This window comes from Streptomyces sp. NPDC017202, assembly GCF_044331705.1.
Classification (GTDB): domain Bacteria; phylum Actinomycetota; class Actinomycetes; order Streptomycetales; family Streptomycetaceae; genus Streptomyces.
Genome location: NZ_JBIRNP010000028.1, coordinates 23398 through 45066, shown reverse-complemented (window position 1 = coordinate 45066; position 21669 = coordinate 23398). Strand labels below are relative to the sequence as shown.

General features: G+C 72.0%; 23 protein-coding genes. 10 read left to right on the top strand and 13 right to left on the bottom strand.

Annotation, left to right across the window (positions count from 1 at the left end; all coding sequences use genetic code 11):
- The first annotated feature begins 63 nt into the window (after positions 1-63).
- The gene (locus ACH4N1_RS32425) at positions 64-1458 is read left to right on the top strand and encodes a hypothetical protein (protein ID WP_398103459.1); all 1395 of its coding nucleotides are present in this window, start codon (positions 64-66) and stop codon (positions 1456-1458) included.
- Between the two features lie 131 nt (positions 1459-1589).
- Here ACH4N1_RS32425 and ACH4N1_RS32420 read toward each other — a convergent pair whose 3' ends face one another.
- Complete coding sequence (locus ACH4N1_RS32420) at positions 1590-1790, bottom strand: hypothetical protein (RefSeq protein ID WP_398103457.1); 201 nt, start codon at positions 1788-1790, stop codon at positions 1590-1592.
- Between the two features lie 308 nt (positions 1791-2098).
- Here ACH4N1_RS32420 and ACH4N1_RS32415 point away from each other — a divergent pair, with 308 nt between their 5' ends.
- Entirely contained in the window at positions 2099-2953 is an 855-nt protein-coding gene (locus tag ACH4N1_RS32415) for a family 16 glycosylhydrolase (RefSeq protein ID WP_398103454.1), read from the top strand.
- A 66-nt stretch (positions 2954-3019) separates the two neighbouring features.
- Here the strand turns inward: ACH4N1_RS32415 and ACH4N1_RS32410 are convergent, their stop codons facing one another.
- Positions 3020-3775, bottom strand: a complete 756-nt coding sequence (locus tag ACH4N1_RS32410) for a tetratricopeptide repeat protein (RefSeq protein ID WP_398103451.1) — start codon at positions 3773-3775, stop codon at positions 3020-3022.
- A gap of 394 nt (positions 3776-4169) precedes the next feature.
- Complete coding sequence (locus ACH4N1_RS32405; protein WP_398103448.1) at positions 4170-5402, bottom strand: amidohydrolase family protein; 1233 nt, start codon at positions 5400-5402, stop codon at positions 4170-4172.
- 115 nt (positions 5403-5517) lie between these two features.
- On the opposite strand from ACH4N1_RS32405, the gene ACH4N1_RS32400 reads away from it, so the two are divergent.
- The gene (locus ACH4N1_RS32400) at positions 5518-5976 is read left to right on the top strand and encodes a MarR family winged helix-turn-helix transcriptional regulator (protein WP_398103446.1); all 459 of its coding nucleotides are present in this window, start codon (positions 5518-5520) and stop codon (positions 5974-5976) included.
- A gap of 281 nt (positions 5977-6257) precedes the next feature.
- Positions 6258-6611 carry a VOC family protein gene (locus ACH4N1_RS32395; RefSeq protein WP_398103443.1) on the top strand — a complete coding sequence of 118 codons (354 nt, stop codon included), beginning with the start codon at positions 6258-6260 and terminating at the stop codon, positions 6609-6611.
- 210 nt (positions 6612-6821) lie between these two features.
- On the opposite strand, the gene ACH4N1_RS32390 is transcribed toward ACH4N1_RS32395, so the two are convergent.
- Genes ACH4N1_RS32390 through ACH4N1_RS32380 form a run of 3 tightly spaced genes read right to left on the bottom strand, consistent with a single transcriptional unit; the run spans position 6822 to position 9933 of the window.
- Entirely contained in the window at positions 6822-7160 is a 339-nt protein-coding gene (locus ACH4N1_RS32390; RefSeq protein ID WP_398103440.1) for an STAS domain-containing protein, read from the bottom strand.
- A 50-nt stretch (positions 7161-7210) separates the two neighbouring features.
- On the bottom strand, positions 7211-8317 hold the full coding sequence (locus ACH4N1_RS32385; protein ID WP_398103437.1) for a B12-binding domain-containing protein: 1107 nt from the start codon (positions 8315-8317) through the stop codon (positions 7211-7213).
- Positions 8314-9933, bottom strand: a complete 1620-nt coding sequence (locus ACH4N1_RS32380; protein ID WP_398103434.1) for a PP2C family protein-serine/threonine phosphatase — start codon at positions 9931-9933, stop codon at positions 8314-8316. Before ACH4N1_RS32380 ends, ACH4N1_RS32385 begins: the two co-directional genes overlap by 4 nt.
- A 457-nt stretch (positions 9934-10390) precedes the next feature.
- Here ACH4N1_RS32380 and ACH4N1_RS32375 point away from each other — a divergent pair, with 457 nt between their 5' ends.
- Positions 10391-10897: a MarR family winged helix-turn-helix transcriptional regulator gene (locus tag ACH4N1_RS32375; RefSeq protein ID WP_398103431.1), complete on the top strand. Its 507-nt coding sequence runs from the start codon at positions 10391-10393 to the stop codon at positions 10895-10897.
- Between the two features lie 6 nt (positions 10898-10903).
- On the opposite strand, the gene ACH4N1_RS32370 is transcribed toward ACH4N1_RS32375, so the two are convergent.
- From ACH4N1_RS32370 to ACH4N1_RS32355, 4 genes are all read right to left on the bottom strand, one after another.
- On the bottom strand, positions 10904-12124 hold the full coding sequence (locus tag ACH4N1_RS32370; protein WP_398103429.1) for a PP2C family protein-serine/threonine phosphatase: 1221 nt from the start codon (positions 12122-12124) through the stop codon (positions 10904-10906).
- A gap of 255 nt (positions 12125-12379) precedes the next feature.
- Positions 12380-12799, bottom strand: a complete 420-nt coding sequence (locus tag ACH4N1_RS32365) for an ATP-binding protein (RefSeq protein WP_398103543.1) — start codon at positions 12797-12799, stop codon at positions 12380-12382.
- Between the two features lie 26 nt (positions 12800-12825).
- The gene (locus ACH4N1_RS32360; RefSeq protein WP_398103427.1) at positions 12826-13122 is read right to left on the bottom strand and encodes a hypothetical protein; all 297 of its coding nucleotides are present in this window, start codon (positions 13120-13122) and stop codon (positions 12826-12828) included.
- Positions 13123-13271: 149 nt separating this feature from the next.
- Entirely contained in the window at positions 13272-14438 is a 1167-nt protein-coding gene (locus tag ACH4N1_RS32355) for a PP2C family protein-serine/threonine phosphatase (protein ID WP_398103424.1), read from the bottom strand.
- Between the two features lie 282 nt (positions 14439-14720).
- Here ACH4N1_RS32355 and ACH4N1_RS32350 point away from each other — a divergent pair, with 282 nt between their 5' ends.
- The 5 genes from ACH4N1_RS32350 (at position 14721) to ACH4N1_RS32330 (ending at position 18576) form a co-directional block, all read left to right on the top strand.
- The gene (locus ACH4N1_RS32350; protein WP_398103421.1) at positions 14721-15155 is read left to right on the top strand and encodes a MarR family transcriptional regulator; all 435 of its coding nucleotides are present in this window, start codon (positions 14721-14723) and stop codon (positions 15153-15155) included.
- Positions 15156-15556: 401 nt separating this feature from the next.
- The gene (locus ACH4N1_RS32345) at positions 15557-16384 is read left to right on the top strand and encodes a DUF4397 domain-containing protein (RefSeq protein WP_398103418.1); all 828 of its coding nucleotides are present in this window, start codon (positions 15557-15559) and stop codon (positions 16382-16384) included.
- Between the two features lie 86 nt (positions 16385-16470).
- A complete protein-coding gene (locus ACH4N1_RS32340; protein WP_398103415.1) occupies positions 16471-17163 on the top strand; it encodes a class F sortase in 693 nt (230 codons plus the stop codon).
- The gene (locus ACH4N1_RS32335; protein WP_398103412.1) at positions 17160-17771 is read left to right on the top strand and encodes an RNA polymerase sigma factor; all 612 of its coding nucleotides are present in this window, start codon (positions 17160-17162) and stop codon (positions 17769-17771) included. The genes ACH4N1_RS32340 and ACH4N1_RS32335 overlap by 4 nt, the downstream gene beginning before the upstream one ends.
- Positions 17755-18576, top strand: coding sequence for an anti-sigma factor (locus tag ACH4N1_RS32330; RefSeq protein WP_398103409.1), 822 nt, complete (start codon positions 17755-17757; stop codon positions 18574-18576). The genes ACH4N1_RS32335 and ACH4N1_RS32330 overlap by 17 nt, the downstream gene beginning before the upstream one ends.
- A 103-nt stretch (positions 18577-18679) precedes the next feature.
- Here the strand turns inward: ACH4N1_RS32330 and ACH4N1_RS32325 are convergent, their stop codons facing one another.
- The 3 genes from ACH4N1_RS32325 to ACH4N1_RS32315 form a co-directional block, all read right to left on the bottom strand.
- Entirely contained in the window at positions 18680-19306 is a 627-nt protein-coding gene (locus ACH4N1_RS32325; RefSeq protein WP_398103406.1) for an RNA polymerase sigma factor, read from the bottom strand.
- Positions 19307-19580: 274 nt separating this feature from the next.
- Positions 19581-19829: a WhiB family transcriptional regulator gene (locus ACH4N1_RS32320; protein WP_398103403.1), complete on the bottom strand. Its 249-nt coding sequence runs from the start codon at positions 19827-19829 to the stop codon at positions 19581-19583.
- Positions 19830-20151: 322 nt separating this feature from the next.
- Entirely contained in the window at positions 20152-21345 is a 1194-nt protein-coding gene (locus tag ACH4N1_RS32315) for an acyl-CoA dehydrogenase family protein (protein WP_398103400.1), read from the bottom strand.
- Positions 21346-21669: the final 324 nt, after the last annotated feature.

The window sequence follows — 21669 nt, the reverse complement described above, 5'->3', positions numbered from 1 at the left end:
GTACACGTGGCATGCCCACAATCCATGGGCCGCGACGCTCGCCGGCGAACGGGGGGGGCCACCATGTCCGGAGATCGCGGTCACCGCGGCACCCTTGACGCGATCGCGCGAAATCCCGCGGCCCCGGCAGAGGTGCTGACGAGACTGCTGTGCCGGGAGGCGAAAGCGGCGTGGGACGCGATCGCCTGGCGCCCTCTGCCGGACGAGGTGGTCGACGCCATCGTCACACATCCCGACCACAGGCTGCGGGCGGTGTTCACCGGGAACGGCGCGGTGACGGCGGAGCAACGCGCACGGCTCGTGGACGATCCCGATCCACGTGTCCGCCATCATCTGGCCATCGGACCCGAATGGTTGCGCGACCCCGCGCAGCCACTGCCCCCGGCCGCTCAGCAGCGCCTGCTCGCTGATCCGGAACTGCCGGTCCGCCGAAGCGCGGCCTTCTCCCGCCACACGGCACCGAGCCTGGTCGCCGGGCTTGCCGACCACCGGGACGCGGTCCTCCGGCAGGCAGCCTGCCGCGAGTGGGCCCTGCTTCCCGAGGACACGCGAAGCCGTCTGCTCCGCGACTCCGATGACGGGGTCCGTCAGGCGGCCATGATGAAGGCCTGCCGCGATGAGGCGAGTTGCACGGACCTCCTTCTCGGCGGGGAAATCAGCGACCTCGCCAGGCAGGAGGTGATCCGGCACGGCGCGATGAGAAAGGCGACCGCCGAACAGCTCGCGGCAAGCCCCGCAGTGGGGGACCGCCGGGAGCTGGCGGCCAACCTCAACGTTCCCCTCGACATCGTCAGGCCGTTGGCGAACGACGAGGCGCACAGCGTCCGGCTGGCGGTCTCGGTACGCCCCGAGCTGACAGAGGCCGAACGCACCGCCATCGACGTCACCATCGGCCCGCTGGATCGTTTCGCTCCCGTCGAATGGGTTCGTCTCTGCACCGACCCCGACGTCCTTCGGCGATGCGCCGGGTCGGCCAACATCCTGCTGCGGCGCAGCGCCGCCCACAGCCGGCACCTGCCCGCCGACGCCGTCGACCTGCTCTCGAGGGACGACGACCACCCGGTGCGACTCCTGCTGTGTGAGAACCAGCCGACCGTCGACGGGGAGGTGGTGCTGCAGACGTATCTGGACTGCGACGTCATCACGAAGGGTGATCTGCTGCAGCACCCGAATTTCCCGCGTGCGGGCAGTGGACGACGTTTCGCCGACGACCCGGATCCGGAGAAACGACGGCTGGTGCGGCTCGATCCCGAAGCGCCCGTCGACACCGTGGTCCGGTTGCTCGCCGACCCCGACGATCGTGTACGTGCCATGGCGGCCGAGCACCCCGCGCTGCCCGTCGACCTCATCCTCCGAAGCTGCGGGAACGCGGAGACCTCCTCCCACGCCCTCAGGAACCCGAGCCTTCCCACGGAAGTCATGCACCGATACCTCGATGACGCGGGCATCCCGCGCTGACCGCAGGAGCGTTCGCCGCAACAGGACTCCGGGCGCGGGGCGACGGCGAGAAGGCGGCCCCGGAGCACTCTGGTGGCGCGGCAGGCACGCCGTTCAGCGGCGGTGTGCGCGGCCGGTCTCCCTCAGGGGCTTCAACAGGGCCCCTTGTCCTGGCCCGTTCCGCACACCGGGCCGGGGTCCTCGTAGATGGAGACGAAGAAGATGACGAGGGCCGTGAAGAAGATCGCGATGCCGATGCGCCAGAGCAGTTCCCGGCGGCTCCGCGTTCCCCCGCCGTGCCCGTCGTCGCTGCCCTCGTCGCTGTCGCTGCCGCTGTCCTTGTCGCTGCTCATGGTCCCCTCCCCGACGCATACGGCGAGAGGCATACCCCAGCGCGTTCGCGGCAACCGGGCGGGCGGCCGTCGCGTCGGCGGGCCGCCTTCCGGGGCGCGGGACGGCCGGCTCCGAGCGGCGGCGGCCGAGGCCGAGGCCAGCGGAGGCCGAGGCGGGCGGAGCCGGACGCCCGCCGCGTCCTCCGAAGCAGTCGTTCAGTAGGGTCTGCGCATGGCGCACAGCGTTCGCCCCGGCGCTTCGGTCACCCCTCGCAGGCGACGAAACCGGCTGTGCCGACCTCCCTGCACGACCTCTCGGAAGCGACGCGATGAATCGACGGACCCGCCTGGCACTCGCGCTGGCGCTGGGCGGACTGCTGTGCGGATGCGCTTCGGCTCCGGACACGGGTTCCCCCGCGGCCGGGGAAAAGCCTTTCTGGCGGGCGGAGTTCGACGGGGCGGCGGCCACCCGTCCGTCGGAAAGGTCGTGGAACACCGACATCGGGAACCGGGACGCCGAGGGGTGGGGCAACGACGAACTGCAGTACTACACGGACGACGTGGCCAACTCCGCCCTCGACGGCGCGGGTCACCTCTCGATCTCGGCGCGGCCGGCCCCCACCGACTCCGAACTTCCCTGTTACACACAGGAGTTCTGCACCTGGACGTCGGCCCGTCTGACCACCGAGGGGAAGGTCGCGCTCACGCACGGACGCGTGGAGATCCGCGCCAAACTGCCCACCGGCACAGGACTGCTGCCGGCGATCTGGATGCTGGGCGACAACGGCGTCGAATGGCCCGGGCAGGGTGAGATCGACATCTGCGAGGTGGTGGGCGGAGAACCACGAACGGTGTACGGCACCGCGCACGGGCCGACCTACTTCAACGAGAACGGGATCGGCGGCTCCACCACCCTCCCGGCCGACGCGTCGCAGGCGTTCCACACCTACGCCGTCGACAAGCAGCCGCACCGCATCACCTGGTCCGTCGACGGGAAGCCGTATTTCACCCTGACCCCGTCGAAGCTGCCCGCACCACGCGACTGGGTCTTCGAACAGGACATGCACCTGCTGCTCAACGTCGCCGTCGGAGGCGACTGGCCAGGCCCTCCGGACACCTCGACGCCCTCTCCGGCGACGATGACGGTCGACTACGTGCGCTTCTACGGCACCGGCCGGAGGTGACCGTCCGCAGCGCCGCACCTCATGTGCCCGTCGGCCGCTGCCCGCTGCCCGCTGCGCATCGCCTCTTCAGCCCTGCGCGCCGCTGCCCGCCTGCGTGCTCTGCCACTGTGTGAGAAGCCGCCGGGTGGAGGCCGCGGTCGGATCGGCGGGACCGAGGGCTCGTTCCATGGCGGCGACGATCGTGGTCATGTCGTCGACGGCCGCGCCGTTGTCGGGGCTGGTGCGGTCGTAGCGCAGGATGGTGAGGGAACTGCGGGCGATCAGGACGAGGTTGTGGTCGGCGCCCAGATGCTCGGTGCCGGTGGCGATGACGTCCTCGTACGCCGCTTCGGCCTCGTCCGTGCGGCCGTCCTGACCGAGCCACTCGGCGAGGCAGTGGCGGGCGGCCAGGGTGTCGGGGTGGCCGGGACCGAGGACCGGTGTGATGTCGTCGATGAGGTGACGTATCGCGGCGAGACGATCGGGCAGGTTCCCCGTCTCGCCGCGCACCTGCAGGCTCAGCAATCGGGTCGACAGGGTCTCGGGGTGGTCCGGCCCCAGCACACGGGTGAGGTCCGGGAGGACGGATCGCAGGCGGGACAGCGTGAGATCGGGCCGGCCCTGCGTCAGACACGCGACCGCCGACAGGACACGGGCACGCAGAACGGCCGGATGGTCGCCGCCCAGACGCAACTGCGCCAAGGCCACCGGGAACGGGACCTCGCGATGCGCCAGTCGTACGAGCACCGTGACGGCGCACAGCGCCACGAGCAGGTGCACCCACAGCATCCCGCCGATCGGCACGAAGAGCGCGCCCACACCGGCGAGGAGCAGTCCCCCCAAGGGCCAACGCCATGATTTCGATATTCGCCGCATCCGAGCATCATTGCGCCCCACCCGCACCGGAAGGAAGCCTTCGAAGCGCTCATGTGGCCCAGGAAAAAGCGTAGTTGGCGCACGGGCGTGCTCGGGTGGCCCGCAGCGGCCGGAGGTGGCGGCCCTGCCGGCCGGCACCCGGTACTCCCCGCACGCGGTCGACGCGCTGGTGGCCATGGGGCCGGCCGCGCGGTCCGCCGAGGCCGCCGAGTCGCGGTCGACCGGTCGCGCGTCTCGGCGGAACCGGACGGGCGCCCGCTCCGCCGACGAGGGCGGGGCGGGGCGGGCGCACCACGCCCTCGATACGGTGTGCCGAGGCCGCCGCACCACGGAGAAGGCCGGGCAGCCGGCCCAGGCGCGGTCACTGCGTGACGAGTCGAGTGCCCCTGCGCCAGACGGCACGGATGTCGAGGGTGCGGTCGATGTCGGTGGTGGGGTCCCCGTCCACCAGCAGCAGGTCGGCGCGCAGTCCCCCGGCGATCCGTCCGCGGTCGTTCAGGGAGAAGCGCCGCGCCGGGGTGGCGGTCGCCGCGCGCAGTGCCTCGAGCGGTGACAGCCCGGCCTGGACCAGGTGGCGCATTTCCTGGTGGACGCTGGCGCCGTGGGCGACGCCGCCGAGGAAGGGGACGGGCACGGAGGCGTCGCTGCCGACCAGGAGATCGACACCGGCGTCGTGCAGCGCCTTGACGGTGGCGAGGACGTCCTCCAGCTTTCCCTGGGGATAGCGGTCGAAGCTGGCGCGCAGTGTCGTCAGCCAGGCCCCGTCCAGCCGGGAGGCGACCCGGTGGTCGTCAGCCTGGGCCGCCCCGGTGATGCCCATCATGGAGGCGTTGAGGACCACACAGGGGACCACGAAGGCGCCGGAGTCGGCGATCAGACCGATGATCTCGTCGGTGTGGGGCCGGTCCATGAAGACGTGGACGAGGCCGTCGATCCCTGCCTCGATCGCCATGCGGGTGGCATCCAGGGTGAGGGCGTGGGCGACGGTGAGCATTCCGTGCCGTCGTGCCTCGGCGACGCCCGCGTTCAGCGTGGCCTGGTCCAGACAGGGCAGGCCGGGGTGGCCCTCGACCGTACCGTCGTCGACCATGAACTTGATGTAGTCGGAGCCCGCCTCCACGAGTTTCGGGATGAACCCGGCCGCCTCCTCGGGGGTGGTGGCGAAGGGCATGACCAAGTCGCCCAGGCCGTCGCGGGCGGGCCCGCCGTCACCTCCGGGGCGCTTGCCCTCGGGGAAGAGTTCGCTGGGGTGCCCGCCGGGCGGGGTGATGCCGAAGCCCGCCGAACGGACGTCGGCCACCGTGTCGTCGTCCTCGATGTGCGCGCGGCGCGCCTTGGTCAGGGCACCCTGCATCTCCAGTTCGGTCGTCACGCCGAACTTCAGGGCGAGGGCCAGGGCCTGTTGCGAGGTGTGCGTATGGGCGTCGAACAGGCCGGGCAGCAGTGTGCCGCCCCGTGCGTCGACGACATCCGCCTCGGCAGGCACCGCTCCCCCGACGGCCACGACGGTCGGACCCTCGATCAGGACGGTCGTTTCGTCCCGAACCCGCTCTCCGTCGAAGACACGTGCGTGGGTGATGGCGGTGATGGTCATCGATGGGCCTCGCTTCCGTAGGCGGCGACAGGTGTCCGCCGCTCGCTCATTTATATGCAGAAGAGCATGTATTTGCAAGGTGTACTGCATATTCCTGTGTCGGTACAGTTGTGTCATGACGAACCACGGGCATCACGACCACCCGAACGACGACGCGGTACTCGACGCCGTCGGACCGGCCTTCTCCCGGCTCAGGCGCCGCACCCCCTCCTCCGGCAAGGACCTCTCCCGCAACCTGGTGCTCAACGTGGTGTCCGAGCGCGCGGGCGAGACGACCGTGGGCGCGGTCGCCGAGGAGCTGGGCATGGACCAGTCGGTGGCCAGCCGCATGGTGTCCGACTGCATCAAGCAGGGATATCTGCTGCGGGAGGCGTCGCAGCAGGACGGCAGGCGCATCGTCCTGCGACTGACGCCTGCCGGCGAGGACCTGCGCGCCCGCTTCGCCGCGGAGCAACGCCAGGGGTTCGAACACATCACCGCGGACTGGCCCGCCGAGGAACGGCTCCAGTTCGCCCGCCTGTTGGTCAAGTACGCGGAGGCCGCCGCCGCTCTGCGCAAGCGGGAACAGGGCTGACGACCCGCACGTGGACAGCCCTGGAGGCGGGCGGGGAAGGGGGGCGACGAACACCAAGGGGGGTGCGCAGCCGTCGAACGGGTGGGCGGCACCACGGCTGGCACAGGGGCGCGCGCCGGAGTGACGGCCTCGCCCGCCCTGCGCAGATCCGCCCCTGGGGCGCCGGATTCCCGCCCGGTCGGCCGTGACGCGGTCCCGTGGTCGAGGCGGGGGGGCCGAGGGGGGAGCGTGATCGTGCACCGCCCGTCCGGCCGATGGACGGCCCCTGACAAGATGGCGGCATGGAACATGTGCTGGGAATCGGCGGGTACTTCATGCGGGCCACCGACCCGTCGGCCCTGAGTGCCTGGTATCGCGACTGCCTCGGCCTGGACGCGGACGAGAACGGCCTGTGGAGTCAGGGAGCCGGACCGACGGTGTTCGCCACGTTCGCGTCCGAAACCGACTACTTCGGGTCCCGCGCTCAGCGGACCATGCTCAACTTCCGGGTCCGCGACCTGGATGCGATGCTCGCGCAACTGCGCGCCGGGGGAGCGGACGTCGACGAGGAGACGCAGGACATGGAGGGGGTCGGCCGGTTCGGCTGGGTCACCGATCCCGAGGGCAACCGGGTCGAGTTGTGGCAGCCCGCATGACCGGGTCTCCACACAGCCGGTGACGTGGCGGTCGACCACCGGGCCGCCGAAGACGGCGCCACCCGGCACCAGGGGGCTCCGCAGGGCTTGCGGCCCTGCGGAGCCCCCTGAGGACGGCCGGCCCTCTCCCCCGGCAGGCCCTGCCGAGCCCGGCCTCACCCGGGCCGGTGGTCACCCTCCGGCGGGAGTCCGGGCGGCACGGTCGTCGTGTCAGGTCGGGCCGGGCCGGCTGCCGCCCTCGGGGGAGGCGGTCAGGTGGTCGTAGGTGCCGGTGAGTTCCAGCAGACGCCGCAGTGCCGGTCCGATGTTGTCCAGGTGGAAGCGGACGCCGTCCTGCTGGGCGGAACGGTGGATCTGCAGCAGGGTCGACAGCCCCATGGAGTCGACCACCTCCAGCTCCCGGCAGTCCAGGCGCAGATCCTCGACGTGCTCACGGTCCAGGAGGGCCAGTCTCACCTGGTGGAGCACGTCGCCGCTGGTGTCGTAGTCCAGGTCCCCTTCGAGGGCCAGGCGTACGGTGTGGCGGCCGGTCGGAGAGGAGGTCTCCACGGGGTCTGCGTCGGGTGAGGTAGTCACAGGGTTCGTCCAGCGTCTCGGGGTCAGGGACAGGGGGCGAGCGCGGCTCGTCCGGCATCGATGAAACGGCGAGCACGAGGGAAGTCGCGCAGTTGCTCCTCCAGCAGATCCAGGCCGGGCACGAGGGACCGCGCGGGCACTCCGCGGGCGGTGAGGAGGTCGGCGGTCCAGGTCAGGAAGTCGGTGAAGATCTCGGGGGCGTCGACGTACAGGGCGGCGGTCAGGAAGTCGACGATGTGGGCGAGGTCCTCAGCTGTCCGTTCCCGCTGCTCGTCGTTGTAGGCCTTCATGGGCGGAAAGCGCTGTTCCAGGGAGCGGAAGGTCTCGCGCACCAGTCGGGTGGAGGCGCCCGCGACCATGGTGTACTCCTGGTCGCCCAGATGGGGCAGGTCGTCGATCGTCTGGTGGGCGGCCGCCGGCCGGGCCGGGAGGCCGGAGGCGAGCCGGTCGGCGGCGGCCCGCGCGTCGGGCTCCCACGCGTCGGCGCCCAGCATGCGGGCGTACCGGCCGTCGGCGCCGAAGGCGGGACCGCCGGCCATGACCGGGGTTCCGGTGGCCTGGACGGCGGTGATCGCCGTGTGGGCGAGGGGCAGGCGCGTCGGCAGGGAGCTGGACAGGCACACCGCGTCCGGTCCGGTGCGGTGGATGTGGCTGATCAGATGAGGGGTGGGCACCTGCGCGCCGAGGTAGTCCACTCGGCAGCCGCGGAGCCGTAGCGTCTCCGCCACCAGGCGTGCGGGCAGTGCATGCCACTCCTGGTCCACGCAGGCGACGGTGACGCGACCGCGCGGTACGGCCGGCCGGCTGCTGGGCAGGGCGGCGATGACCCGCTCGTTGATGGCGGTGGCGATGTGCTCGTCCGCCACGCTCATGCGGCCGGCCGCCCACTCGGCACCGACCTTCCGCTGGACGGACCCGATGACGTCCAGCAGTACCGCCTCGGGCTCCAGCCCGGTGTGCAGGGCTTCGGTGACGACGTCGACGGCCGCGTACTCGTCCCCCGCCCGGACGGCCGCCCAGAGCCTGTCCGCCCAGGGCGAGGCCTGCGCGGCGTCGTGCGGCGGGGTCCGGCCGGCGTCGACGCCGTGGCCGCGCGCGCCCTGCCGGGTGTCGGTGCTGTGGCTGGTCATGCCGTGTACCTGCCCCGGGTCGTTCCGTCCACGGCGCTGAGGTGGGCGCCGCGCGGAGCGGTGATGGCCATGAGGGCGATGTCGTCGTGGAGTCCGCCGCCGATCCACTGCGAGGCGACCATCTGGATGTGCTCGACGACGGCCTCGGCGGGCATGCCGGCGCAGTCCTGTGCGGCACGCCGGAGGCGCTGCTCGCCGAACATCGTGTCGCCCAGGGGGCCGCCCCTGGCTTCGGTGACGCCGTCGGTGAACATCAGGCACGTCTCCCCCGGGGCGAGCCTGATGTCCGCGGTCCGGGAGGTGATGGTCGGCATGACGCCGATCAGGGTCCCCCGGGTGTCGGCCTCCTCGACCGTTCCGTCACCGCGCACGATCAGTGGTGTGGGATGGCCGGCCGAGGTCAGGCGCAGCAGCACGTCGCCGTTCTCGCGGCGGACGGAGGCCAGCACCAGGGTGGTGAAGCGGGTGTGGTGGCTGTTGCGCATGGCGTTGTTCAGCAGCCGCAGCATCTTGTCGTGGTCGTCGGCCATGGGCAGCAGGGCGTGCAGCGTGTTGCGGATCTTGCCGGTGAGCACGGCGGCTTCCAGCCCCTTGCCGGCCACGTCCCCGAGTACGGCGAGCGTCTCGGGAGAGTCCTCGGTCGGCGGATGGACGTCGTAGAAGTCGCCGCCCACGCGCTCGGAGTCCTTGCTGGGCCGGTAGCCCCCGGCGAACTCGACGCCCTGTACGTGCCGCAGGGTGGGCGGCAGGAGTTCCCGCATGAGCGTGTCGGAGATCGAGTTCTGCTCCGCGTAGAGGCGGGCGGCCGACATCGCCGCGCCGGCCCGGGCGGCGAACAGCCCGGCCAGTGCCTCCTCCGCGGCGGTGAAGGCGGCTTTGTGGCTACGGCGCAGCAGGACCAGCGCGCCGGCCGGCACGCCGTGGCCCGGAAGCGGCGTGATGACCAGCGAACCGACCTCGCCGAATCCCTGGGGGACCAGCCAGTGCGGTGCCGCGGCGGGATCTATCCACCGCGAGGGCACCGGCGGGAAGCCGCGCAGCGCCTCGGCCAGGCCCGGCACGGTCTCCGGCGCCCCGGCGGCCGTGGTGTGGGTCACCTCGCCCAGATGGTCGCAGACGACCAGGGGCAGTTTCTTGGCCGCGGTGGGGGCGACGACCAGCGCGGCGTCCGCCAGATGCTCGGTGGCCAGGCGGGCGGTGACCTCCATGCAGCGGCTCACGTTCAGCGAGGCGAGAAGAGCACTGGAGGCCTCGGTGAGGAACCGGGTGCGCCCGCGCTCCGCCTCCAGTTCCTCGAGCGCCGACCGGTGCGCGGTCTCGTCCACGAGCCACCACGCGGTGTTGCCGTCGGGCAGGACGGACGGGTGGGCGGAGAAGAAGCGGTCGTCCACCGCGCCGCTGACGGGTTCCGGGGGGAGGCGCTCGTCGACGGCGGCGAGCCAGGGCGGTGCGGACAGGCTCTGGCCGGATCGGGCCGCGGGCAGGAGATCGGAGGCGGCGGGGTTGAGTTCCACGACGTGCCCGTCCGGGGCCAGGACGATCAGTGGATGGGGGGCGGTGGCAGCGCTCGGTGTGCTGGCGCCGTCGGTGCTGGGGGCGTCCGGGAAGGAAGTCATGCCGCGGGGCCCCTGCGCGTGGACCCTCACCTCACTCAGCGAAGAAGACAGTTGTCGAAGAACAACAATCGCGCAGGTGAGTGCGTGGTGCAACCACGGGGCTCGGGATCGGTCGGGCACCGCGTCCCCCCGAGTCGCCAATACCCCGGAAAATGGGGGCTACCGCCCTCTTCGCCCCGCCCGGGACCCGGTGAACCTTCACCCTTCGTTCACATGGGAGCTCAAGAGCCGGCCGCCCGGGCGGCTTGGCATCCGGGCCCCGGCGCACCGGACCGCGCGCCATCGAGGTGCCGCCACCGGGGTGGACCCGGAAGCCGCACACACTTTTGACATATGAGCACACATTCATCTGCGATCGCACACACCAGCGGTCGCTTGCTCCTCCGCTCCTCGGGTACTGCGTTTGAATGAGCATGGGTGTTCACAGTGCCTCAGGCTTACCGAAAGTGACTGATCAGTGACGCATCTCGACGGCCCCGGCGACGATCAAGCCCACGGACCCTTTGACGGCCCGGAGGCGACGGCCCTCGAGATCGCCGATGCCGTGGAGAACCTGACGGACCTCTGGTCCGCCGCCGCGCACGACGCGACGCTGCGGTTGTCGCCGCATCAGCTGCGGGCGCTGCGCGCGCTGCAGGTCACGCCGGGCCTCAATCTCACCGCTCTGGCGGAGTGCCTGGACATCGGACTGCCCACGGCCAGCCGGCTGTGCGACCGCCTCGAGGCGGCCGGCCTGCTCGACCGTTCGTTCCATCCGCGCAAACGCCGCGAGGTCCAGCTGATGCTGACCGCCGCCGGTCAGGAGGTGCTCGGGGAGGTCGCCGGGCGTCGCGCCCGGGCTCTCGCCGTCGTTCTGCGAGTGATGGAACCCGCCGACAGGGACGCGTTGCGCCGTGGGCTGAGGGCACTTCTCAGGGCACGGCGTGCCGGACCGTCACCGTCGCGGCATCCCGGCCCCGGGTGACGGAGGTCAGCGTGCCGGTGGCGTCTGCCGTGCCGTCCCACTCGTGCGGCCGTACCAGTCGAGGCAGACGACCGCGGCGTCGGCCGGGAGGCGCCTGCTTCCGAAGTGTTCGATCACACCGGAGACCATGGCGCGCGCAGCCTCGTGCGGGGACTCCCGTCGCGTGGCGCTGAGGGTCTGCCGCAGGGCACGGTCTCCGAACGATCCGCCCTCGGCGTCGCGGGCGCCGTGCATGCCGGTGCTCACCACGACGAGCCGGTCACCGGGTTCCACCGTGAAGGTCTGCTCCTCGTAGAGCGTCTCCTCGAGCATGCCCAGCGGCAGCTGCGCCTCCAGTTCGATCTGCTCGATCGTGTCACCGCGCTGACGGTAGAGCAACGGCGAGCCGGCGTCGACGGCGTGCACGGTGCCGGAGTCCAGATCGAACCGCAGCAGCAGGGTCGATGAGTACATCTTGCCGCGGTACTGGGCGAAGAGAGCCTGGTCGGCGAGGCAGGCTTGATCGGCAAGCCCGATCCCGGCGCGGCGTGCGTTGCGCAGGGCTCCGACGGTGAGGCTCGTGAGCAGGGAGGCGTCGATGCCCTGGCCCATGCCGTCGGTCACGCTGAGCGTCAGATGGTCGGCACCGGTCGACCAGTCGAAGTTGTCGCCGCCGACGCTGTAGGCGGGCTCCAGATGGGCGCCGATGACGTACTCCTGGCGGGCGCAGCCCCGGCCGGGAAGAAGCTGCCACTGCATCTCGGCGGCGAGGGTGAGACGCCGGGTGCGGCGAGCCTGGAGATACAGGTCGGTGTCCCGGTCGGCGGTGGTGACCTCGTGGGCCAGCGCGGTGGCGAAGTCGCCGAGCTGGAGCACGGTGGCGGAATCCGTCATGTCGCGGGGCAGGCGGACGGACAGGATGCCGAGCCGGTCGCCGCGCACGGTCATCGGCAGATGAACGCAGTGGGTGGGGGTCGGGTCGTCGGTGACTTCGACGACCGGGGCCTGGCTGAGGAAGGCTCGCCCGACGGGCCCTTCGTGGGCGGGGACGGGATCGCCGGTGTGCGGCAGGTCGGTGACCGGCTGCAGAACGCTCAGCCCGTAGTCGGCCAGGAACAGGGTCACCTGCTCGGCGCCGACCCGGTCGGCGAGCAGGCGCCGGGCCGTGGCGACCAGCGCGTGGGGCGGCGCGGCACGCAGTTGGCTTTCCGCGGACGGGACCGGTTGCGACGTGCTCAAGGCGTTCACCCTCTCCCCTACCCCCTCGATCTCTCTACGTTATCCCGGTCGCCTCCCGGCCCGGGATGCTTCCGGACGAACGGCGGCCCGGAGGCGTACCCCCGGACACGACGCCCGGATGCGGCCGGCCCGTTCGCGGCCCGAAAGGTCCGGGCGGCACCCCGCGCGGCCGTCCCGGGGAGGCGGGCTGGACCGCCGCAGGCATCGCCTCGCATCGCGAGCCGCGCCCGACCGGCACCCGCCCCCGCCCCCGCCCCCGCGAGGTCATTCCGGAGCAGGCCGGGGCGACGGCATGCCGGAGACCCAGGCGCTGACGGTGACGGTGGTGCCGTGACCCGGGCGGCTGTCGACGGCGAACTCCTGCACCAGCCGTCTGGCTCCGCTCAGTCCCAGGCCCAGGCCGCCGCCGGAGGTGTAGCCGTCGGTCATGGCCCGGTCGAGGTCGCGGATGCCCGGCCCCGTGTCGATGAAGGTCAGCTGGAGCCCGCGGAGCGCCCCGCGGTCCACCGTGGCGATCTCCACCTGTCCGCCGCCGCCGTGGACCAGGGTGTTGCGGGCCAGCTCGCTGGCCGCGGTGAGCAGCTTGGTCAGGGGCACCAGGGCGAAGCCGCGTTCGGTCGCGGCCTGCCGCACCTGCTGCCGCACCCGGGCCAGGTCGGCGTCCGACGCGATGGGCAGGCTCATCGTGACGGTGCGGCGCGGGGCGTCGTTCACCGGCGACCCTCCGCACCCACGGGCGGGGTGCCCGTCACGAAGCGCGTGAGCGGCCCTCCCGCGCGGTCGACGTCGTGGGCGGCGGGCAGGGGGCGCGGGACGGGTCCCGCTTCCGTGCGGATGCCGGTGCGGACCGCGGCGGGTGGCGTGCCGACCGGGTTCCTGCGCACGGCCGGCGAGGGGGCGGCGGTGACGGCGGGGAGGATCCGCACGGGGAGCCGGGTCCGGAGCCGGCCGAGGAACACACCCGCCCGCCGTGCCGTCGATCCGGCGGCCACTCCCGGTGCCGGCATCTGCATCTTCCCCTCTGAGCGGGGCCGCTCGGCCACTTCGCGGAGGGCGATCAGCCAATACTTGCCGTATGACAAACATTAGCGGGTGAGGCGGGGCGCGAACAACAACACCATCGCCGGAATCCGGCAAAGGCCCTCACGGCCGGTCCTCACGACCGCCGGCCGCGCCAGTCCAGGCAGACCACCAGGGCATCGTCGCTCGGAACCGCGTCACCCCGGTGGCCCGTCAGTTCGCGCAGGACGGCCCGGGGCACCTCGGCGGCGGGGAGCAGCCGGGTGGACAGGATCGCCCGGGCCAGGGCGGCGTCGCCGTACGTCTCGCCGCCCGGGGAGGCGACCGCGTAGACCCCGTCGCTGACGAAGACGAGACGGTCACCCGGCTCGACCTCGAACTCCTGGGGCACGTAGTCCGTCTCCTCGAACATGCCGAGCGGCAGCTGGGCCTCGAAGGTGACGCGCTCCACCTTGCCGTTGCGCAGGCGCAGCATCTGCGGGGAGCCGGCGTCCACCACCTGGACCCGTCCGCCGACGAGATCGAACTCGAACATGAGGACGGACAGGTAGCGGTGCCCCCGGTAGTGGGCGTAGACCGCCTGGTCGGCGAGCGCCGCCTGGTCGGCGAGCGAGAGGCCCGCCCGCCGGGCGTTGCGCAGCGCGTTGACGGCCAGGTTCGTCAGCAGGGAGGCCTCTATGCCCTCGCCCATGCCGTTGGAGAGGTAGAGCATCAGCCGGTCGGCGGTCGACGACCAGTCGAAGTTGTCGCCGAAGATCGCGTACGCGGGCTCCAGCTGGGCCCCCAGTTCGAACTCCGGGCGGGCGCAGGAACGGCCGGGGAGCAACTGCCACTGCATCTCCGCGGCCAGGGTCAGCCGGTCCTTGCGCCGCGCCTGGAGGTAGAGATCCGTGTCCCGTTCCGCCACGACCACCTCGTGCCCGAGGACCTCCGCGATCTCCGTCAGTTCCTGGAGGCTGTCGCGCGCGTGATCACCGCCCGGCAGGGTCACCGACAGGACACCGAGACGGTCCCCCCTGACGGTGACGGGCAGGTGTACGCACACCAGGCCGTCCGAGACGCCCTCGACGAAGGCCTCCTGGGCCCCGAAGGCACGGCCGACCGGGCCGTGGTGCGCCGGCACCGACTCCTGGATCTGCGGCAGCCCGGACACCGGTTGCAGAACGGTCAGGCCGTAGTCGGCCATGAAGAGTTCGACGGATTCCGCCGCGTAGTGCTCGACGAGAACGCGTCGGACCGCCTCGAGCAACTTGTCCGGCGCCGCCGCGCGCAGAGCGCGCTCCGCGGTCACGAATCTCTTCACGTTGGGAAATACACCAATCTTTTGTCGGATGGAGCGGGCCTCGCCCGCCTGACGGGCACCCGCTGCGGAGCAGCCGTGCCCGTGGTGGTCACCTCTCCGGCCGGCTCGATCGCCTAGGGTCTTTCGTTTGGATCATGCCGGGCTCGCGGGGCCTGGCACCGCTCCCTGATCCGGCCTGATCCAAACGAAAGACCCTAGTACGCTGACGGCTGTCCCGGTGCCTACGAGAGGGTGACTGTGGCTTCCTTCCGCCCCCACCCAGAGCCAGACGGGGTCGCGCGCGTGGCCGCCACGGCCGCGGAGCTGCTGGAAGTCCTGTGGGGCAGGGCCTCGACGGCGCCCGTGTCGGCGTCGCAACTGCGCGTCCTGCTCATTCTGGAGCATCACGAAGGAATCAACCTGCGCACTCTCGCCGACGCTCTCGCCTCCACGCCGCCGTCGGCCAGCAGGCTGTGCGACCGTCTTCAGGCGGCCGGCTTCGTCGAACGGACGGTGGGCCGGAGCGACAGGCGCGAAGTGCGCCTGTACCTCAGCGGTCGGGGCACCGCGTTCCTCGCCGACCTGCGCGCGCGCAGGGAGAAAGTGCTGCGGGCGGTGCTCGACCAGATGTCCCCCGCGCAGCGCGCAGCACTGCTGCAGGGGCTCGAGGCGTTCTGCGACGCGGCAGCGGTGCAGATACACGACGACGCCCAGGACGTCGGCAGCCGAACCGCCTGAGTGACGCACCGCGGCGTCCGTCGCACCGCCCTCCGCCCGGCGCCGGTTGCCAGCGAGCAGAGCGGCCCCCGCCCACTGGAACATCCCTGGATCCCTCCTGCCCACGTCCCGTTCCACTCTCTTGTCTCACGACTATAGTTGTCAAATGGCAACTGTCCGCACCCCCGGACGGTGACGGCCCGCACCGCTGATCCCGACGCCGGTGAAAGAGACCGGGCGCGGCCGGACGGAGGGCGTACGGGCTCGCGCCGGCCCCGTCGGGTCGGCCCCGTCGGGCGGTGGTTCTCCCCCTGAGTGCGGGGCCGGAGAAAAAATCGACCGGAAGTGAAACCAAGGCACCACAGGCGGCGGAATGCGTCCTCACAGATTCGAGACGAACTCGAACGAAGGGAAGAGCCGCCATGACCGCACGTGTTGCAGGTGCCGCCCTCGTCGTCGGTACCGCCGTCGCCCTGTCCGCCGCCGCCCCCGCACTCGCCCAGCCGCGCGCAGCGGGCGACCAGGCCACCGTGTCCGTGCTCCACGGAGTACCCGGCCTGACGGTCGACGTCTACGCGGGAGACAAGGAGCTGATCCCCGACTTCAAGCCCGGAACGCTCACCGATCCGATGAAGCTGGACGCCGGCTCGTACGACATCAAGGTCTTCAAGGACGGTGAGGGGCCGGACGGCACCCCGGCCATCGAGAAGACGGTCGACGTGCCCGCCGGCGCGAACGCCACCCTGGTCGCCCATCTGACCGCCGACGGCAAACCCGCGCTGGACGCGTTCGTCAACGACACCTCCAAGGTGCCGGCCGGCAAGGCGCGGCTGACCGTCCGCCATGTCGCCGCCGCCCCGGCGGTGGACGTCCGGGCCGACGGGACGCCGGTGTTCAAGGGCCTGGAGAACCCGAAGGAGGCCAAGGGCGAGGTCGCGGCCGGCACCGTGTCGGCCGACGTGGTCCTGGCCGGCACCGACACGGTGGCGATCGGACCGGCCGAGCTGAACCTGGCCGAGGGCACCAACACCGTCGTCTACGCCTGGGGCAGCGCCCAGGACAAGAACCTGGCGCTCAAGACCCAGACGCTGACGGGCATGCACTCCGCCCCGGGCGGAGTCCCGGCCGGTGAGAGCGGCCAGGCCGCGGCGCACAACGAAAGCCTGCCGCTCGGCGCCCTGTCCCTGGGCGCCGTGTCCGCCCTGGCCGCAGCCGGACTGCTGCTCAGGCTGCGCGCCTCGGCGCGATAGGCACGCCGGGCACAGCCCTCGTCACAGCAGGGGTGCCGCCGCGCGGCGGTGGCACCCCGCAATCTCAGCGCAGGGAGGACTTCTCCATGGGCAAGCGGTCGTCACGGCGGCCCGTCCTCGTCGGGCTGGCGTTCGCGCTGGCGGGGCTCATCGTCTCCACCGTCCTGCTCACCGGCTCCTGGTCCGGAGAGGGGACCCCCGTCGCCGACGACTTCGGCGCGGCGCCGGCCACCGGCGTCCCGACGGCCGGCCCGGCGCGGGAGACGGTTCCCGCAGCGGTCGCCGGCGGGCGTGCACCGAGCGCCGCCGCCTCGGCCACCGGACCGGCCGCCGGGCCGACGTCGCTGGCCCTGCCCCGGCTCGACGTCCGCGCCCCGGTCGATCCGGTGGGGGTCGCGGGCGACGGGCAGGTCGCGGTGCCGAAGGATCCCGACCGCGTCGGCTGGTACCGCTACTCCCCCGCACCGGGCTCCCCGCAGGGCTCCGCCGTCGTGGTCGGCCACGTCGACGCCAAGGGGCACGGCCTGGGCGTCCTCGACGCCCTGAACGACGTCAGGCCGGGCGACGAGGTGCTCGTCGGGAGCGGGGACGGCGACACGATCGCGTACCGCGTCACCGCGCGCCGCACCGTCGGCAAGCGGGACCTGCCCTCCTCGGACGCGTTCCGCAGGGACGGTCCGGCCGTCCTCACCCTCATCACCTGCACCGGCCCCTACCTCCCCGACCGCGGCGGGTACCAGAACAACCTGGTGGTCACCGCGGTGGAGGCACCGAAGTGACGTCACGATGGGGCGGGTCCGAGGTTCTGGCCGCCGGTGTGGCGGCCGCGGCGCCCCTGTCCGACGCCCGCCTGGGAGACGGCTTCGCGGTCGGTGACGAGTCGTGCCTCGGCGAGGCATACCGAAGGTGGGGTGCGCTGGTGTTCACGGTGGCGACGCGGAGGCTGGGAGATGCCGAGGAGGCGAAGGACGTCACGCAACAGGTCTTCGTGGGGGCCTGGCAGGGCCGCAAGGGGTACGACGCCGGGCGCGGGTCGCTCAAGACGTGGATCATGGGCATCGCCCACAAGAAGGTCGCCGACGCCCTCACCAGACGCTCCCGGCACTTGAGGGACGTGGAGGCCGTCACCTCGGCGTCGTCGGCCGCGCCCGGGCAGCCCGCGACCCCGGCCGACTCCGTCCTGGACCACGTCCTGCTGACGGACGAGTTGGACAGGCTTCCCGAACAGCAGCAGACGGTGCTCAGATTGGCGTTCTACGAAGATCTCACCCAAGCGCAGATCGCCGAGCGGACCGGTCTCCCGCTCGGCACCGTCAAGAGCCACACCCGGCGCGGACTGATGCGGATGAAGAACCGATTGGAGGTGGACGGTGGAGCACACGGATGACGAAACGCTGGCGCTGATCGCGATCGGGGAGGAGCCGTCCCCTCCCACCGCGGAGCACCTGCTCGGGTGCGCCCGTTGCGCGCGGGAACTCCGGGCCCTGCGCCACGTGGTCGCGAGCGCCAGGGCGTCCTCGCTGGACGAGCACGACCTGCTCCAGCCACCGGCCGGCCTGTGGGACTCCATCGCCGCCGAACTCGGCATCGCCGCCCGGCAGGAGCGCGATGCCGGAACGGCCCCGTCCCCCGTCCGCGTGCCACGCGACGCGGAGGAGGAGGAAGAAGGCGTCTCCGGCGGGGTGAGGAGCCACCCGGCACCGCGGAGCGCGACACGGGCCGCGGCGCTGACCGCGGCGCGGGCAAGGCTCCGCGGGCCGGGTCGCTTTGCCGTGGCGCTGGCCGCGTGTGCCGCTCTGCTCGGCGCGGCCGGGGGGAGCACCGTCACCTGGTGGATGACCCAGGAGAAGTCCGCGAGTGTCCCGTCGGCCGCCTCCGAGCGGCTCGACTCACTGCGCGCGGACTCGGCCGGCTACGCCCGGCTCAGCGACGGTGGCGGGCACCGCACCCTCGACATCACGGTCGAGGGTCTCCCCCGTACGTCCGGCTACTTCGAGGTCTGGCTCATGGACCGCACGCACACCAAGTTGGTCTCCATGGGCGTCCTGGGGCCCGACGGCCGCGCCGCACTGCCCGTCCCCGACAACATCGACCTCCAGGAGTACTCCGTGGTCGACGTGTCCGTTCAGCCCTACAACGGCAGACCGGACCACTCCGGCGACAGCGTCGTCCGCGGCCCGTTCGCCGGCTGAGCGTCCGCTCCCCGCACCGGGCACCGGCCCGGCAGCGGGAGCGGGGGCAAGGACGGACCGATGTCGCGTCGTCAGTGCGTCGTTCGTGTCGTCAGCGCATCGTTCACGCGAGGTGGCGAAACGTCTCGCTGTCCCGCAGACAGCGGCTGAGCCGGTGCAGGCCCCGACGGGCGTGACTCTTGACGGTGCCCAGCGGCCAGCCGGTCACCTCGGCGATCTGCTTCTGCGTCAGGTCGTCGTAGAACGTCAGGCCGAGAACGCGGCGCTGCGGGGCGGGGAGTCTGGCCAGCTCGTGACCGATGATCACCCGGTCGATCACGGCGTCCGGCTGGGCGTCGGACTCCGGCGCCCAGCCGGGCAGCAACGAATGGGCCGCGGCGCTGAGTTCGGCCCGTCGGGTCCTGGCGGACAGCGCGTCCGCGATCTTGCGACGGGTGATCCCGGTGAGCCAGGCGGCCAGGGTGCCGCGCTCCGGGGCGAACCCGGAGCGTCCCCGCCACGCCGCCAGGAACACCACCTGGGTGACGTCCTCGGCCTCGCGGGCGTCCCCGAGGGAGCGGCGCGCCAGGGTGTAGACCAGCGGGCCCCACCGCTCATAGACGGCGGCCACACCTGCTTCGTCACCCGCCATGAAGGCCGCGAGGACCTCCTCGTCGGCCGACGGTTCCTCGGCCGGAGCGCGTGGCGGCGTGGACCGGGGGGTCGGTTCGATGGCCTGCCGTGCAGTCATGGCGATTACTCCTCGTACAGGAGGGACCGGTTCCGGCTCGGAGGGCCCGGGCCACTGCGCGGCCGTGCGGAGCCACGGACTCCGCAGGGCCGGCCGCAGGAAGCGATTCGACGCGTCCAGCATGCGAGCCGTACACCCGTGCGGCAACTTGCATCGACTCTGCATCGGATCAGCGCCGCGCCGTCGGCACCGCGACCGGCCGCCCTCGGCGGCCCGCTCCCCGCCCCAGGTCAGGGGCGTGCGCCGCGGAGGGCACTGCGGGGGTGCGCCCGGCTCAGGCGGGGTGATTCCCGCCGACCCGCCTGAGCCGCAGGGTCCGGCGTTCCCCCGGGGTCATCCCGCCCCACATCCCGTCGGACTCTCCGTTGCGCAGCGCCCAGGCGCCGCAGGCGCCGACCACGGGGCACCGGTTGCACACCGAGCGGGCCTGCTCGATCTGCCGCCGCCACGGGCCGTCCTCACGGATGGGGAAGAAGAGTTCGGGGTCTTCGTAGCGGCAGGCCGCCGACTCACGCCAGTTCATACGCCTTCCGCCGTCCCGGCCGTCGCACGAGAGGTGCCGCCGTGGAGCACGGGACGGACCTCGCCGCAGGGTGAAGACAACATGGGATCCTCCGCCGGTCGCCTGGCCGCCCGTTTTCGGGCAGTCCTGTCCCCGGCGCGCGAAGCGCCGCGGGACCCGGCAGGGGTAGACAGGAATATAGACTTTTCGGTTCTTTTCGGCCACCCCTGTGGCTCCCCGCACCCCGGCCGTCCGGGCCGTCGGCGGCGGCGACCCGGAGCGCGGCACCCGTGCCCGCGAGGAGGTCACCGCGCGACGATCGCCGGTGACGCGTCGCCGGCGATCAGACGAAGGCGCTCTGCCCGGTGATCGCCTTTCCCACGATCAACGTGTTCATCTCCCTGGTGCCCTCGAAGGAGTAGATGGCCTCCGCGTCCGCGAAGAAGCGCGCGACGTCGTACTCCAGGACGATGCCGTTCCCCCCGAAGATCTCCCGGGCCCAGGCCACCACCTCACGCATCCGGGCGGTGACGTGCGCCTTCGCCAGGGACGAGTGCTCGTCGCGGAACACCCCCGCGTCCTGGAGCCGGGCCAGCTGGAGCAGCATGCCCCAGCTCGAGGTGATGTTGCCGAGGCTCTTGACCAGGAGGTCCTGCACGAGCTGGAAACCCGCGAGCGGACGGCCGAACTGCTGCCGCTCGGAGGCATAGCGGAGGGCGAGTTCATAGGCGCCGATCATGACGCCGAGGGCCTGCCAGGCGACACCGCTGCGCGTGGCGCGCAGGGTCTCGGCGACGTCGCGGAAGGAGGACGCGTTCTGCAGCCGGTCGGACTCCGGGACGCGGACGTCCTCGAGGGTGATGTCGGCGTTCTCGACGATGCGCAGCGACGTCTTGTGGGCGATCTTCTCGACCTTGAGTCCAGGCGTGTCACCGCCGACGACGAACCCCTTGACCTGGTCGTCGTCGACGTCGCGGGCCCAGACGACGATGTGGTCGGCGAAGGTGGCGTTGCCGATCCAGCGCTTGGCGCCGTCGAGGACCCAGGCGTCGCCCTCGCGCCGGGCGGTGGTGTGCATGCCGGCCGCGATGTCGGAGCCGTCGAGCGGTTCCGTGAGCGCGAACGCCCCGACGGTGTCCATCCTCGCCATGCCGGGCAGCCATCGGTCGCGCTGGGCCTGGTCGCCTCCGGTGTGGATGGCGTGCATGGCGAGCCCGTTGTGGACGCCGAAGAAGGTGGCGACCGAGGCGTCGACCCGGCTCATCTCCATCGCCATCATCCCGGTCAGCAGATGGCTGGCGGCGGGCCGGTGATCGCCGTAGCCCTCGTAGGGCAGACCGACCAGCCCGCTCTCACGGAAACGGGCGATCAGCTCCCTGGGGAAGGAGCCGTCGGCCCACTGGCCGGCCACCAGCGGCTGGACCTCGTCGCGCATGAACGCCCTTGTCCTGAGGAGGACTTCGCGCTCGTCCTCGGTCAGGGCGGCCTCGAAGTCGTAGAAGTCGGCGGCGTTCTGCTGTTCCGTGAGTGAAGTCATGGGGCCCTCCTTCCACGCTCGCGCCGGGCAATGCGCGCCGCGGGGCGTCACCTCGGCGGGTCCGCGTCCGGGGCCGGCGGGCCACGGCGGCCTCCCGCCGCGGCCGGGTGTCCGCAGCCGACAGCCGGGTGTCCGCAGCCGACGGCCGACGCCTGCGTCCGGCCGTCGGCGCCTGCACTCGGCTGTCGGCGTCCGTAGTCGGCTGCCGACGTCCGTAGTCGGCTGCCGGCGTTCTCGGCGCGGGAGACACACCGGGAGCGGCGGTGCATCCGCGAGCGTCCTTTCCGGCGAAGAGCGTGCAGGTCCCGTGAGGTGGCGGGATCC

Coding starts and splice junctions, on each gene's coding strand:
- ACH4N1_RS32385 (WP_398103437.1), bottom strand. CDS start 8,317: ATGACCAGCCACAGCACCGACACCCGGCAGGGCGCGCGCGGCCACGGC.
- ACH4N1_RS32325 (WP_398103406.1), bottom strand. CDS start 19,306: ATGACTGCACGGCAGGCCATCGAACCGACCCCCCGGTCCACGCCGCCA.
- ACH4N1_RS32395 (WP_398103443.1), top strand. CDS start 6,258: ATGGAACATGTGCTGGGAATCGGCGGGTACTTCATGCGGGCCACCGAC.
- ACH4N1_RS32340 (WP_398103415.1), top strand. CDS start 16,471: ATGGGCAAGCGGTCGTCACGGCGGCCCGTCCTCGTCGGGCTGGCGTTC.
- ACH4N1_RS32420 (WP_398103457.1), bottom strand. CDS start 1,790: ATGAGCAGCGACAAGGACAGCGGCAGCGACAGCGACGAGGGCAGCGAC.
- ACH4N1_RS32320 (WP_398103403.1), bottom strand. CDS start 19,829: ATGAACTGGCGTGAGTCGGCGGCCTGCCGCTACGAAGACCCCGAACTC.
- ACH4N1_RS32400 (WP_398103446.1), top strand. CDS start 5,518: ATGACGAACCACGGGCATCACGACCACCCGAACGACGACGCGGTACTC.
- ACH4N1_RS32405 (WP_398103448.1), bottom strand. CDS start 5,402: ATGACCATCACCGCCATCACCCACGCACGTGTCTTCGACGGAGAGCGG.
- ACH4N1_RS32365 (WP_398103543.1), bottom strand. CDS start 12,799: ATGAGCCTGCCCATCGCGTCGGACGCCGACCTGGCCCGGGTGCGGCAG.
- ACH4N1_RS32360 (WP_398103427.1), bottom strand. CDS start 13,122: ATGCCGGCACCGGGAGTGGCCGCCGGATCGACGGCACGGCGGGCGGGT.
- ACH4N1_RS32415 (WP_398103454.1), top strand. CDS start 2,099: ATGAATCGACGGACCCGCCTGGCACTCGCGCTGGCGCTGGGCGGACTG.
- ACH4N1_RS32345 (WP_398103418.1), top strand. CDS start 15,557: ATGACCGCACGTGTTGCAGGTGCCGCCCTCGTCGTCGGTACCGCCGTC.
- ACH4N1_RS32315 (WP_398103400.1), bottom strand. CDS start 21,345: ATGACTTCACTCACGGAACAGCAGAACGCCGCCGACTTCTACGACTTC.
- ACH4N1_RS32425 (WP_398103459.1), top strand. CDS start 64: ATGTCCGGAGATCGCGGTCACCGCGGCACCCTTGACGCGATCGCGCGA.
- ACH4N1_RS32380 (WP_398103434.1), bottom strand. CDS start 9,933: ATGACTTCCTTCCCGGACGCCCCCAGCACCGACGGCGCCAGCACACCG.